Below are 14124 nucleotides of genomic sequence, written 5' to 3'. Positions count from 1 at the left end.
TCTAAGCTTAATGTTCTGTTTGTTCAGCCATCGTTTTTGCTGTGTCCAGCAACCGGTTCGCAAAACCCCACTCGTTGTCGCACCAGCACAGCAGCTTAACCAGCCGCTTGTGACTAACGCGGGTTTGCGTGCCATCAACAATGGATGAATGTGGATCATGGTTAAAATCTATTGAGACTAAAGGCTCTTCGGTGTAATCCAGTATACCCGCCAGCTGCTGCTCGCTCTGCTCACGTAAAACCTGATTAATTTGCTCAATAGTAGCGTCGCTGTTCAGCGTAACGCTCAAATCCATAGCGGTAACATTGGTCGTGGGCACGCGCACGGCTATGGCCTCGAACCGCCCTTCTAAGTGCGGCAGTATGCGTTCGATACCGCGCGCCAAACGGGTATCCACCGGAATAATAGAACGTCCGGCGGCGCGGGTTCGTCTTAAATCCGGATGGTATGCATCAATAACCTGCTGGTCGTGCATAGCCGAGTGAATGGTGGTAATAGCACCAGAGTCTATCCCAAACGCATCGTCCAGTACTTTAATGACCGGCACAATGCAGTTTGTTGTGCAGGAGCCGTTCGATACCACTTTATGGTCAACGGTGAGCTCCTTTTCATTCACGCCATAAATTGCGGTGAAATCGACGTCCGGCTTGCCGGGATGAGAAAACAACACACGTTTTACACCTTGCTGAAGATAAAGCTGACCGTCGGCCTGACTGCCAAATACACCGGTACAATCAACAACAAAATCGACCTCATGGGCGCGCCAGTCAATGGCTTCAATCTCGGTCTGATGAGTTAAGGCAATGGGGTCACCGGCTACAATCATCGCGTCGCCCGACTGCACTACCTTTTTACTAAAACGACCATGGCTTGAGTCGTATTTGAGCAAATGCGCTATCGCTTCCGACGCCGCAGGCTCGTTAATAAGCACTACCTGCACGCTGTCGCGATAGCCGTTTTCGTATAACGCGCGCAAAAAGCTCCGGCCAATGCGGCCGAAACCATTAATCGCAATACGAGCCGGTTCGCTCATTTAAGCTCCCAACAAACGTTTAGCGGCAGCCACTGTGTTTTCTGTGGTAATGCCAAAGTGTTTATACAAGTCGCCGGCCGGAGCAGATTCACCAAAGGTTGTCATGCCAACGACTTCACCGTTAAGCCCCACGTATTTGTACCAGAAGTCAGCAATACCGGCTTCAACGGCAACGCGGCGAGTAACGCTGGATGGCAACACCGACTCTTTGTATTCAGCATCCTGAATATCAAACACATTGGTCGACGGCATAGAAACAACGCGTACCTTGTGCCCCTCATCAGTCAATTGCTCAAAGGCATTAACGGCTAAATCAACTTCAGAACCTGTCGCAATTAAAATAACGTCCGGTTCGCCGTCACAATCTTTCAGCACATAACCACCACGAGCAATGCTCGTTAACTGGTCGTCATTGCGCTCTTGCTGCTGCATACCCTGACGGCTGAACACTAAAGCCGACGGAGTTTTATTGCTTTGTACTGCGGCTCCCCAGGCTACGGCTGTTTCAACCTGGTCACACGGACGCCAGCACTGTAAATTCGGGGTTTGACGTAAGTTAGCCAGTTGCTCGACCGGCTGGTGCGTCGGTCCATCTTCACCTAAACCTATAGAGTCGTGGGTGTAAACAAAAATGCTGGGCTGCTTCATAAGCGCAGACATACGCACAGCGTTGCGCGCGTATTCCATAAACATCAGGAAGGTAGCACCGTAAGCTTTAAAGCCACCATGTAAAGTAACGCCATTCATTATGGCAGACATGCCAAACTCGCGGACTCCGTAGAACACATAGTTACCACTCGCGTCATCGGCAGTAATGCCTTTTGCGTTGTTCCATAAGGTTAAGTTAGAGCCGGCCAGGTCGGCAGAGCCACCTAACAGCTCAGGTAATTTAGGACCAAACTCATTCAGTACGTTCAGTGAGGCTTTACGAGTTGCTACCGCTTCTGGGCTGCTCTGTAACTGCTTCGCGTAGTTGTGCACCGTATTCTCAAACCCTTCCGGCAGCTCGCCGTTTAAGCGACGCTTCAGTTCTTTTGCCAGTTGCGGATATTCCTGCTCGTACGCCACCCAACGCTTATTCCAGGAGGACTCAACTGCTGCGCCTTTATCTACCGCCGACCATTTTTGGTATACGTCAGCCGGTACTTCAAAGGCTTGATGCGGCCAGTTCAGTTGTTTACGCGCAGCAACAATCTCGTCGTCACCCAGCGGCGCGCCGTGGCAGCTTTCAGAACCTTGCTTGTTCGGTGCTCCATAGCCAATTACCGTTTTGCAGATAATCAGAGTCGGTTTATCTTCATTCGCACGTGCTTCATCAATCGCACGGGTTATCGCAGCTGAATCGTGCCCGTCAACTTTATTAATTACATGCCAGCCGTAAGACTCAAAACGTTTTGCGGTATCGTCGGTAAACCAGCCTTCCACTTCGCCGTCAATGGAAATGCCGTTGTCATCGTAAAAAGCGATGAGTTTGCCCAAACCTAAGGTGCCTGCCAGTGAACAAGCTTCGTGAGAGATGCCTTCCATTAAGCAGCCGTCACCCAGGAAAGTGTAGGTGTGGTGATCAACAATTTCATGATTGTCGCGGTTAAATTGCGCAGCCAGTACTTTCTCAGCCAGCGCCATACCTACGGCATTTGCAAGTCCTTGTCCCAGCGGTCCGGTAGTGGTTTCAATACCAGGGGTATAGCCGTATTCAGGGTGACCCGGGGTTTTTGAGTCTAACTGACGGAATTGTTTAATGTCTTCAATACTCAGATCATAACCAGACAGGTGCAATAGGGAGTAAATTAGCATTGACCCGTGTCCGTTCGATAACACAAAGCGGTCGCGGTCGGCCCAGCCTGGGTTGTGAGGGTTATGTTTTAAATAGTCACGCCAGAGAACTTCTGCGATATCCGCCATACCCATGGGCGCTCCGGGGTGGCCTGACTTGGCTTTCTGAACCGCATCCATACTAAGCGCACGGATGGCATTGGCGAGATATTGACGTTCTGACATGAAAAACCCCCTGGAAGATGAAGAGCAACTTGCGATGCGCGTATTCTCCACATTTCAGGGGGTACAAGCAAATTTATAGGCAATATTTTGTTTAAATATCAGCCTGTAAATCGGCAGCTTTGTCAGTTTGTTCCCACGGCAGGTTATCCCGGCCAAAATGCCCGTATGCCGCTGTCTGTTTATAGATTGGGCGTTCCAGGTCAAGCATTTTGATTAATCCGTATGGGCGCAAGTCAAAATGACGACGCACCAGCGCAATTAATTGCTCTTCTGAGTGCTTAGACGTACCGAAGGTATCGATGCTAATTGAAGTTGGCTCTGCCACACCAATGGCGTAAGAAATTTGCAGCTCGCAACGTTCAGCCAGACCAGCAGCGACCAGGTTCTTAGCAACATAACGCGCTGCATAAGCGGCACTGCGGTCAACTTTTGACGGGTCTTTACCCGAGAAGGCACCACCGCCATGACGCGCCATACCGCCATAGGTATCAACAATAATCTTACGTCCGGTGAGCCCGCAGTCACCCATAGGCCCGCCGACCACGAAACGACCGGTTGGGTTAATGTGAAACTGCGTGTCTTTTGAAACCCACTGTTCCGGCAATACAGGCTTGATAATTTCTTCCATCACCGCTTCGCGCAGCGTTTCCTGCGTAATGTCTTCTCTGTGCTGAGTAGAGAACACGACCGTATCAATAGCAACAGGCTTACCGTTTTCATAAACGAAGGTCAGCTGACTTTTCGCGTCCGGACGCAACCAGTCCAGTGTACCGTTATTGCGGACTTCCGACTGACGCTGCATAACGCGGTGGGCGTAAGTAATAGGAGCCGGCATTAAAACGGAGGTTTCATTTGAAGCATAACCAAACATTAAGCCCTGATCACCGGCACCCTGCTCTTCCGGGTTAGCACGGTCAACGCCCTGATTGATATCACCACTTTGTTTACCAATGGCATTTAAGACAGCACACGAAGCACCATCAAAACCCATATCAGAGTGTCGGTAACCAATATCTTTTACGGTTTGACGCGCCAAGTCTTCAACATCAACCCAGGCCTTTGTCGAAATTTCACCACCAACCAGTACCATGCCGGTTTTCACGTAGGTTTCACAAGCAACCCGGGCTTTAGGATCTTTTGCTAAAATTGCATCTAAAACTGCATCGGATATCTGGTCGGCAATTTTGTCCGGATGCCCTTCGGACACTGACTCTGAGGTAAACAGGTGACGTGACATATGCCCACTATTCCTTAATTTTAATGAAATCGTTTAATACTGGTTGCATAATGTAACCGATCACTCTGTTTTTTTCTACTTCTGGACGTCTAAAAGTCCGAATAAGGCTGACGACATGCGAGTACCGCGGATTTATCACCCCGCCTCTATAAGCTTACAAAATGAAATCGAATTGAGTCCGGATGCTTTCCAGCACCTGATCAAAGTATTGCGTTTGAACGTAGGTGATAACATTGTTTTATTTAACGGTGACGGCCAGAACTACGAGGCGAAAATTACCTCAGTTCAAAAAAAGTCAGCGCAGTTTGTTGCAACCAGCAGTCAGGCTAACGCATCTGAGTCACCGGTCAATATTCATTTGGCGCAAGTTGTTTCACGCGGCGACCGCATGGACTTTGTACTGCAAAAGTCGGTAGAGCTGGGAGTAACCGAAATTACCCCGCTGTTCAGTGAGCGCTGTGGTGTGAAATTAAGTGGCGACAGGCTGGAAAAGAAACAACTGCAATGGCAGAAAATTGTCCATTCTGCCTGCGAGCAATGTGGCCGTAGCGTGGTTCCACAAGTGAAGCCAGCACAGCAACTCACTGATTTTATTGCAAGCAGCTTTGAAGGGTTGCGCCTGACCTTAGACCCAACCGCCACCCAGCCGTTGTCGTCATTTCAGCAGGCCGAGAAGGGAATACAATTATTGATTGGTCCTGAGGGCGGGTTCACTGATACTGAAGTCAGTGCCGCCGGACAGCTGGGGTTTAAACCCATGCGTTTAGGACCAAGAATATTAAGAACAGAAACCGCCGCGCTTTCAGCGCTAACCGCCGTGCAGTATCAGTTTGGCGACTTAAGCTAAAGGAGTTTACATGAAGAAGTTAGCTATGGTGATGGACCCTATCGCCACCGTTAAAACCGAAAAAGACACCAGTTTTCGTTTATTGCTGGAAGCTCAGGCGCGTGGTTATCAGTGTTTTTATCTGGAAATGGGCGACTTAGTCATTGATAACGGCCAGCCAATGGCCTTTGCGCGGGAAGTTCGTGTTCAAGATCAAAAGACAGACTTTTACAGCTTAAGCGACAATGAATACCGCCCGCTGGAGGATTTTGACGTCATTATGATGCGTAAAGATCCGCCTTTTGACAGCGAGTTTTTATACGCCACACAAATTCTGGAACTGGCCGAACAGCGCGGTAGCCTGGTGGTGAATAAACCGCAAAGCCTGCGCGACTGTAACGAAAAGCTTTTTACTTCGTGGTTCGCAGACTCTATTGCCGACACGCTAGTGAGTTCCAGAGCGGATGTCATTAAAGCTTTCCATAAAAAACACGGTGAAGTGATTTTAAAGCCGCTGGACGGTATGGGCGGCGCTTCAATTTTTAAAGTGGGCGCCGATGGTAGTAACTTAGGCGTTATTATTGAAACTCTGACCGAAAAAGGTCAGCGCTACGCCATGGTGCAAAAGTACTTGCCAGAAATTAAAGACGGCGACAAACGTATTTTAATTATTGATGGTGAGCCTGTGCCTTATTCTTTAGCGCGTATTCCCAGTGCCGGAGAAACTCGCGGAAACCTTGCCGCTGGTGGCAGCGGCCGCGCCCAGCCTTTATCGGACAGTGACTGGGCTCTGGCTCGTAAAGTGGCACCAGAACTGAAAAAGCGTGGGCTCATTATTGTTGGACTGGACGTTATTGGCGACCGCATTACAGAAATTAATGTGACCAGCCCGACTTGCATGCGCGAAATTGAAAACGCCTACGACATCAATATTGCTGAATTGGTCTTTAAGGCAATAGAAGAAAAGTTGAATTGAAATTCAACTATGCGCCCCCATGTTGTAAGTAGAGATTATCGTTAAGGAGTCGGTGAATCGATGAACAGTTTGCAGAACCATTTATTGATAGCAACACCTATGCTGAACGATCCAATGTTTAAACGGACCGTGACCTACATCTGCGAGCACAATGAAGAAGGCGCTATGGGCTTAGTTATTAATCAGCCTGCCGATTTAAGCGTAACCTCGCTGCTGGATAAACTGGAAATTGTTTACCCGGAAAATAACCAGCACTTGCAGGGCAGCGTTTATCAGGGCGGGCCTGTAGGCCGTGAGCGTGGCTTTGTGATCCACCCTCCGCAGGACAATTGGCGCGCCAGTCAGAAGATGAGTGACGATATTATGGTGACCACCTCGCGCGATATTCTGGAAGCTCTTGGATCATCTGCTGCGCCACCACAGTTTCTTCTGACGTTAGGTTACGCAGGCTGGGAAGCCGGACAACTGGAAGAGGAGCTAGGGGAAAATTCCTGGCTGGCAATTCCGGCAGACCCGGAATTGCTGTTCAATACACCACCCTCCGAGCGTTGGCAAAAAGCCACCGAGCAACTGGGGTTTGACGTGTGGCAACTGGGGCCGGATGTAGGACACGCATGAGCACAGTAATAGGCTTTGATTTTGGCACCAAAAGTATTGGCGTTGCGGTGGGCCAGACTATAACAGCAACTGCATCGCCTTTAGCAGCCATTACGGCCAAAGAAGGCATTCCCGACTGGCAACTGATTGAAAAGCTGTTTGCCGAATGGCAACCCGAACAGTTGGTAGTGGGCTTGCCCTTAAATATGAATGGCACCGAACAGCCACTAACCCAAAAGGCCAAAAAGTTTGGTAACCGCTTACATGGGCGCTTCGGTTTACCGGTAGCATTTCAGGACGAACGCCTGACTTCGACCTCGGCACGAGAAAGCCTGTTTGCTGAAGGTGGCTTTCGTAAACTGAAAAAAGGTGCGGTTGATAGTCAGGCTGCATTAATTATTGTTGAAGATTTTATGAACGGTTATTTGCCAAAAAGCGATAATTCGTTATAGTGTCGTCAGTAATAAGTTAAAGCGATAGGAGCTGGCCTTGTTTGGTAATGAAGAACCCTATTCAGTAACAGGTAACACCATTTTACTGAAAGATGAAAATAAAAAACTACTTTTAGTTACTGGTCCTCGTTACCAAAACATATTGGTTTCGCGCGGCTCTGTAGAATTAACGGACATGCCGGCTGAGCGTCGCCCGGGTTTCCGGATTGTGACTCTGCAGGAAGTCTTTAAAAAAGACAAAACCTACTTTTTTGTTCGTGCCGGTGGCGTCGAGTATCAAGTTGACCTTAAATTTGAAGACAGCCCTATTACAGAAATGAAGTTCTAGAAATTAACGGGAGTAGCCAGAATGACACATAAACTCTGTGCTGTTGTCTGGTTACTCTTTGTCATCCCCTCTGCCGCGTGCAGCCAAAACTTCTTCCAGCTTAACGAAACCGAAAACGATCAACTCGCTTTTTCTTACCAGTGGCGTGATTTCAATGATCGCCAACAGTCATTCAGTTTCCAGGTCGATAAAAAAGAGTTCCTACAGCCGCTGAAGCGTTATCGCGGGTTTAACCGGGAACGCAGTCAACGCGAACTGGCACATCAACTCAACCGTTACATTAAGCAACAACAGTGGCAAGGCATTCAGGCTCGTTTAACCCCGCGCCAGCAGTCCGTTGAGTTGGTTACGGCTAACGCCAGAACAGCACAAAAACAGCAACAACTTAACGACTACAAAAAGCGCTTACGTGACTATTACCATGAGCGCTGGGACGATTATCTTAATGCAAACTTCTACCGCCAGTTGAGTTTGCCTCCGGGTGAGCAGGGTATTATCCCTGATCATCCGGCTATAGCCAGTGAGGTAACTCCAACGCTGAAGCCGTTAATAAAAGCTATTGGTGAGCAGTTAGGTACGAATACACAACGTAATTACATCAACTATGTTGCCAGCTTTATTCAGCAAATACCGTACAACGATTTAAACAGCAAACTGGATAGCCGGGGCGATGGCTTTGTCCCTCCGAACCAATTGCTTTATTACAATCAGGGGGACTGCGACAGCAAAGTCACCTTAATGACATCGGTGATAAAGCAAATTATCGAAACGCCCAAAATGGCCATTATTTATTTGCCTGAGCACGCAGTTTTTGGCATTGCCATTAGTCGGCAGCCCGGAGACACCACAGTTAAACACAAAGGCAATAACTACGTGCTGGTTGATGTGACTGGCCCCGCGGCAATGCCGATGGGCCAGGTTGGTGAAGAGACTAAATTTCAGGTAAAAACTCAGCAATACACTGTAGTGCCGCTAAACTGATTACAAATGCTCTTCCGCAAATTTAGCCAGAGGACTACGCACCACTCCGTTTAAGTTGATGGTTGCGCTACCCGGATAGTCTTTAAACCGCTCAACGATGTAAGTTAGCCCCGAAGTTACGGCAGTTAAATAGTAACTATCAATTTGTGCCAGGTTACCCGACACCACTAATTTAGTGTTCTCGCCACAGCGGGTAATAAGCGTTTTTAGCTGAGACGCAGTTAAATTCTGAGCTTCATCCAGAATGACAATAGCGTTCTGTATGCTGCGCCCGCGCATAAAGTTCAGTGACTTAAACTGAATATTTGCCTTTTTCATAATGTAATTGAGGCTCGACTCCATGCTTTCATCTTGCTTATGCAGGGCTTCCAGCGAATCGGTTATGGCCGACAGCCAGGGTGCCATTTTCTCTTCTTCGGTACCGGGCAAGTAACCAATAGACTCGGCAATTTCAGGCGTATTGCGGGTAACGATAATTTTTTCATAAATGCCCTGCTCCACCACCATTTGCAATGCCGCTGAAAGGGCGAGAAACGTTTTACCACTACCGGCAGGTCCGGTAAGAGTCACCATATCCATGCTGGTATCCAGTAAAGCGTGTAATGCCATAGCCTGATAAATATTCTTAGGGTGAACACCCCAGGCTCCGTAAGACATCATTCGCTCTACGCTTAAATCCATCAGCGTTACGGTTTCGCTGTCGTATTCTTCCACCCGCGCCGCAAAATTGTTGGTTGAGTCAATAATGTATTCATTAGCAAAAACCTGAGGCAGCAATTCGCGGCTCACCGTATGGTAGGCATCGCGACCTTCCTGCTGTGTTTTCACTTCACCCACCTGCGACCAGAAGTCACCTTCAAACTTATAAAACCCTTTGGTCAGCAAGCGAATGTCGTCTATAAGCTGGTCGGTACGATAATCTTCAACATACTTCATACCGGCGCCTTTGGCCTTCAGGCGCATATTAATGTCTTTGGTGACCAGCACCACGCCAGCAGGGGCTCGCTCTCGCTGAATTTCCAGTGCAGCCTGAATAATGCGGTGGTCGTTTTCTGCCAGCGACAATACCGACTCGGTTTGCTCCAGCTGATAGTCAGGAAAAATGGCCAGGGTTCCGTTCGCTGTGTGCTCGCCGTGCACCCTGTTTAACGGAACACCAGCAACAATTTCTTCCGGTGTTGCTTCTTTCAAAACCTCCTCGAGCGAGCGAATGGCGACCCGTGCTTCGCGGCTCACGTCTCTATTGCGATCTTTTATATTGTCGAGCTCTTCCAGAACCACCATGGGGATAACCACGTTGTGTTCATCGAAGTTGAGAAAAGCGAGAGGGTCGTGCAGAAGAATATTAGTGTCGAGGATAAAGAACTTGCCAGCGTTTGTTGTCATTAGCGCGTACCTTTGCTTGTGATTATTCTTTTCTTACAGCTTAGCCTAAAATTCATGACACAACGGTTACAGAAATAAATTTTTCCTCGGAATTGGCGAGCGAATTAAGTACCATTGCGACCTTAGAAAATGGCGCGCGGGAGTGTGTAGTGAGCGAGTTTAGAGTTGGACAGCGTTACCTTAGTGAAACTGAAACCGAATTAGGGCTAGGCATGATCACCCAGGCCGAAGGTCGTCACTTAACCGTGATGTTCCCCGCAACCGGTGAAGTGCGACTGTACTCAGCTCAGGAAGCCCCTCTGGCCCGTTATCAACTGCAAGTACAGCAACAGGGCAAACACGCCGACGGCTGGAGCTTCACAATTCAGGAGCTGACAGAGTCGCAGGGGATTGTGACCTACCATGGTTTACGCGATGACAACCAGGAGTCGGTTGTGGTTCCGGAAACTCAGTTATCGCATCAGGTGGACAGTAACCCCGCGTTAACTCGTCTGCTGGCTGGTCAGGCCGACCGACTGGATATGTATCAGTTACGCTGCGAAGCCAGTGAACACTTAGCGCACCATCAGGCCAGCGAAGTTGCCGGTTTATTAGGTGTTCGTACCCACTTGCTGCCGCATCAGTTATATATTGCCAAAACCGTTGCCGACCGTTATCACCCGCGTGTGCTTTTAGCCGATGAAGTGGGCTTGGGAAAAACCATTGAAGCCGGCATGATCATCAAGCGCCGCCTGAATACCGGCCGCTCGCAGCGAGTCTTAATTGTGGTACCGGAATCGTTAATGCATCAGTGGCTGGTTGAGTTACGCCGTCGCTTTGCACTGAACTTTACCCTGTTTGATGATGAGCGTTGCGAGCAGGCAGAAGCCGACAGTGAAAATCCGTTTTTAACTGAACAGCACATTATTATCAGTAGCCGCTTTATGCACGAGTCGCGCTGGAGTCAGGCGTTGCTTGAGGCGGAATTCGATCTTCTGATTATTGATGAAGCCCACCATTTACAGCCAGAAGCGCCGGAATTTAGTGCGGTTAAAAACCTTTGTGAAGCAGTACCCGGCTTGTTGCTGTTAACGGCGACCCCTGAACAGGAAGGTGCCGAAGGCCATTTTCAGCGACTGCAGCTGCTGGACCCGGACAGGTTCTCCGACTTTGCCAGTTTCCAGCAAGAGCAAACACAGTATAAAGAATTAGCAGAACAGGCCGAGTCTGTTACTGACCCGGCAGAACTCGATGATCTGCTGGATAAACATGGTACCGGCCGCGTTATGTTCCGTAACCGCCGGGCCGATATTGGCGGTTTTCCTGAACGCCATTTTCATCCGGTAGAACTGGATGAATGCGAACCCGATGAAGACATGCCCTGGTGGATGGAAGATCCGCGCATTGACTGGTTATTGAATCACATTAAACAAAACCGTTCGGAAAAAGCACTGCTGATATGCAAAACGGCAGAGCAGGTTCTGGATTTATCCGAAGCCCTGCGGGTATTGTCTGGTGTGCAGGCGGCAACCTTCCATGAAGGTATGACGCTGACCGAACGAGACCGTTCCGCCGCCTTTTTTGCCAGCGAAGAAGACGGTAGCCCTATTCTGCTGTGCTCAGAAATTGGCAGCGAAGGCCGCAACTTTCAGTTCGTGCATCAGCTTATTTTATTCGACTTGCCGAGCAACCCTGACTTGCTGGAGCAACGCATTGGCCGCTTAGACCGCATTGGTCAGCAGCAGAATATTGATATTTATCTGCCTTACTGCAAAGGTTCAGCGGAGGCCATATTGCTGCCCTGGTACGAGCAGGGTATGAACGCCTTCTCTCAATGTAATGCGATAGGCCGTAAACTGTACGATGCTTTTGGTACGGACATTGAGCAAGCTATTGCTGAGAAAAAGCCTCTCAGTGACGAGTTGCTGGAGCAGACAAAAGAACTGCACAAAACCTGGCTGGAGCGCAACCGTGAAGGGCAGGACAAGTTACAGGCACTAAACGCCTGTCGTCCTGAAACCGCTGAAAAAATCATAGAGCAAATTCATAGCGACAGCGATACCGACACCCTGGCCGACTTTATGATTGCCTTCTTTGACCGCTTTGGCGTGAATAACGAAGTGCTGGATGAAGAGCGCTGGTTTATTCGTCCGGGCGAGCATATGCGTGTCGGCAGCCTGCCGGGACTGCCGGATGACGGCATCACCATAACCTTTGACAGAGTCACCGCGCTGAACTTTGAAGATACTGACTTTTTAAGTTGGGATCACCCTATGGTGCAGGCGGCGCTTGAACTGCTGACTGCTGATGACTTTGGCAGCACCTGCGTTGCTGAGCTGAAAAACCCGGCAATTCCGGCCGGCACCTGGTTCCTGGAACTGGACTTCGCCAGCATAGTACCGGCACCTAAAGCCGCAGCATTGCAGGAGTTCTGCCCATTACAAAGTTTACGCCTGCTGTTTAATGGTCAGGGACAGGAGCTGTCCGCTAAAGTGTCACGCGAGCTGCTGGACCAACAATCCAGCTTTATTGATAAGAAAACCGCACGGCAGATATTGCGTCAGTTACGTGACCCCGCACAAAAGATTATTCAGGCCGGCCAGCAACAGGCCCGTGAGTGGCAACAAAAGCAGCTGGATGAGGTAAAGCAAAATGCGCTGGCCGCACTGCAACACGAGCGCACACGCCTGCTTGAGTTAAGGAAGAAAAACCCGTCGGTACGCAGCAGTGAAATAGAGGCGATAAATTGGCGCGAAGAGCAAATTACGGCGGCGCTGGAAAGCCCGCAGTTATCGCTTCAGGCAGTGCGTATTCTGGTGAATAACCATTAATGACTCTGCTCCATTATCAGCCGCCGACAACGCCATTTCTTCAGGTTATTTATGAGGACAGCCAGTTGTTGGTGGTTGATAAACAAAGCGGGCTACTGAGTGTTCCTGGTAAGCGACCAGAGCATAAAGACTCGGTTTATACCCGAGTACAGCGCGTACACCCGGAAATAAGAGTGGTCCACCGGCTGGATATGGCAACTTCCGGAGTTCTTTTACTGGCAAAAACCAAAGCCGCACAAAGCCATCTGAACCGGCAATTTCAGAACCGCACAACCCGTAAAAGGTATATTGCACAAGTTTGGGGCAAGCCACCCGCTCCGCAAGGAGAAATAGAGTTGCCGTTATCCTGCGACTGGCCTAACCGTCCGCGCCAGCACATGGATTTTTTCACCGGTAAACCCAGCATAACCTTCTATCGGGTAACGGCTTTTGACAAGGGTTGCAGCCGCGTTGAGCTGACCCCTCATACCGGCCGTTCTCATCAGCTCCGAGTTCATATGCAGGCCATTGGCTGCCCTATACTTGGAGATAAATTCTATGCGCACAGCGATGCTTTCGCTGCTGCTGAACGTTTATTACTGCATGCGGAATACCTTGGCGTAACCCATCCGCAAACCGAACAACTCATAGAGTTCTCCAGCCCCGTTCAGTTTTAGCAATTTGCACTCAAGCTAGCGCCGCTTCAGCCGATAAAAGCTGCATGAATCGCTATCTATTAATGCTGCTGACGGTTGTTTTTATCAGCCCCGCAGTAAGCCAGGACGACCTAGAACGTTATTTGCCGCAAGACCAGATCCATTGGTTGACCGGAGATGACGACGAGCGCTATTTGGCATTGAAAAAGGAATATTTACAGGCCTTTGAACGCGGCCAGATTGTGCTTTTACCCGACTGGCACTACCATCCACTGCAGTCTTTTTATATTCGTCCGGTTTATGAAAACGCCCCGGATTTTGGCTGGACAACCTGGGCTTTAACCCCGCCCGACAACGACATACGCACAGACAATTTGCAGACACCAGCCACGACAACGCATTTCCCTGATGCCGCAGACGAAGAAGTATTTACCCCGCTGGTTAGTGCACTGCAGCAGCGCATGACTCTGCTGCTGGACGAAACCCTGGATCGCCCGGGCTTTTCGGTATGGGTAGTGGAAGGAATTACCGCAGACATAGCCCTGCGTCTGCTGGAGAGTGAGCCCTCGATAATGCCCGATGCCATTGTACTGATTAATGCCTATGTACCGCAGTTCCAGTATAACCGCGCTCTTGCCGACCGCATCAGTCAGTCACAGTTGCCGGTTCTGGATATTCGCAGCGCAGAGGGTAATCGTTGGGTGGGTGAACATTGGTCGCTACGTAAAAAGCTGGCGAATAAATATCAGCATCCGGCGTACCGCCAGCGGCAGCTGGTCAACTCAGGTAACGCCGGGCAACGTGAACTAACCTCCACCATAAAAGGTTGGCTGGAGTTTCACGGCTTTTAATCCTTTCAGCT

The 14124-nt window shown here is 49.5% G+C and carries 13 protein-coding genes; 9 read left to right on the top strand and 4 right to left on the bottom strand.

The features are described from left to right. Positions 1-7 precede the first annotated feature (7 nt). The 3 genes from epd to metK form a co-directional block, all read right to left on the bottom strand. Entirely contained in the window at positions 8-1033 is a 1026-nt protein-coding gene (epd, locus tag ACN0RF_RS06010) for an erythrose-4-phosphate dehydrogenase (protein ID WP_417438368.1), read from the bottom strand. Next, on the bottom strand, positions 1034-3034 hold the full coding sequence (tkt, locus tag ACN0RF_RS06005) for a transketolase (protein ID WP_417438367.1): 2001 nt from the start codon (positions 3032-3034) through the stop codon (positions 1034-1036). It lies immediately after the preceding gene. Between the two features lie 91 nt (positions 3035-3125). Further along, entirely contained in the window at positions 3126-4271 is a 1146-nt protein-coding gene (gene metK, locus ACN0RF_RS06000; protein ID WP_153849744.1) for a methionine adenosyltransferase, read from the bottom strand. Positions 4272-4386: 115 nt separating this feature from the next. Here metK and ACN0RF_RS05995 point away from each other — a divergent pair, with 115 nt between their 5' ends. From ACN0RF_RS05995 to ACN0RF_RS05970, 6 genes are read left to right on the top strand one after another with little or no spacing between them, the layout of a single operon-like run. Next, entirely contained in the window at positions 4387-5118 is a 732-nt protein-coding gene (locus ACN0RF_RS05995; protein WP_414018617.1) for a 16S rRNA (uracil(1498)-N(3))-methyltransferase, read from the top strand. 10 nt (positions 5119-5128) lie between these two features. After that, on the top strand, positions 5129-6073 hold the full coding sequence (gene gshB, locus ACN0RF_RS05990; protein ID WP_011235444.1) for a glutathione synthase: 945 nt from the start codon (positions 5129-5131) through the stop codon (positions 6071-6073). Between the two features lie 60 nt (positions 6074-6133). After that, positions 6134-6691, top strand: a complete 558-nt coding sequence (locus ACN0RF_RS05985; protein WP_011235445.1) for a YqgE/AlgH family protein — start codon at positions 6134-6136, stop codon at positions 6689-6691. Then, positions 6688-7122 carry a Holliday junction resolvase RuvX gene (gene ruvX / locus ACN0RF_RS05980; RefSeq protein WP_417438366.1) on the top strand — a complete coding sequence of 145 codons (435 nt, stop codon included), beginning with the start codon at positions 6688-6690 and terminating at the stop codon, positions 7120-7122. The genes ACN0RF_RS05985 and ruvX overlap by 4 nt, the downstream gene beginning before the upstream one ends. 37 nt (positions 7123-7159) lie before the next feature. Next, positions 7160-7450 (top strand): hypothetical protein, encoded by a 291-nt coding sequence (locus ACN0RF_RS05975; RefSeq protein WP_011235447.1) that lies wholly within the window; start codon positions 7160-7162, stop codon positions 7448-7450. Positions 7451-7471: 21 nt separating this feature from the next. Continuing rightward, complete coding sequence (locus ACN0RF_RS05970) at positions 7472-8431, top strand: hypothetical protein (protein WP_417438365.1); 960 nt, start codon at positions 7472-7474, stop codon at positions 8429-8431. Here ACN0RF_RS05970 and ACN0RF_RS05965 read toward each other — a convergent pair whose 3' ends face one another. Further along, positions 8432-9817: a PhoH family protein gene (locus ACN0RF_RS05965; RefSeq protein WP_273025382.1), complete on the bottom strand. Its 1386-nt coding sequence runs from the start codon at positions 9815-9817 to the stop codon at positions 8432-8434. A 149-nt stretch (positions 9818-9966) separates the two neighbouring features. On the opposite strand from ACN0RF_RS05965, the gene rapA reads away from it, so the two are divergent. The 3 genes from rapA to ACN0RF_RS05950 are packed head-to-tail and all read left to right on the top strand — an operon-like array spanning position 9967 to position 14113. Further along, complete coding sequence (gene rapA / locus ACN0RF_RS05960) at positions 9967-12627, top strand: RNA polymerase-associated protein RapA (RefSeq protein WP_417438364.1); 2661 nt, start codon at positions 9967-9969, stop codon at positions 12625-12627. Beyond that, positions 12627-13283 (top strand): pseudouridine synthase, encoded by a 657-nt coding sequence (locus ACN0RF_RS05955; RefSeq protein WP_417438363.1) that lies wholly within the window; start codon positions 12627-12629, stop codon positions 13281-13283. Before rapA ends, ACN0RF_RS05955 begins: the two co-directional genes overlap by 1 nt. Before the next feature lie 44 nt (positions 13284-13327). Further along, positions 13328-14113, top strand: coding sequence for a DUF3530 family protein (locus tag ACN0RF_RS05950; protein WP_417438362.1), 786 nt, complete (start codon positions 13328-13330; stop codon positions 14111-14113). The last annotated feature ends 11 nt before the right edge of the window (positions 14114-14124 follow it).

Origin of the sequence: Idiomarina sp., from assembly GCF_048260185.1 — a bacterium.
Lineage (GTDB): Bacteria > Pseudomonadota > Gammaproteobacteria > Enterobacterales > Alteromonadaceae > Idiomarina.
Note: the sequence above shows the minus strand (reverse complement) of the source record. Positions and strands in the feature narration are given on the sequence as shown.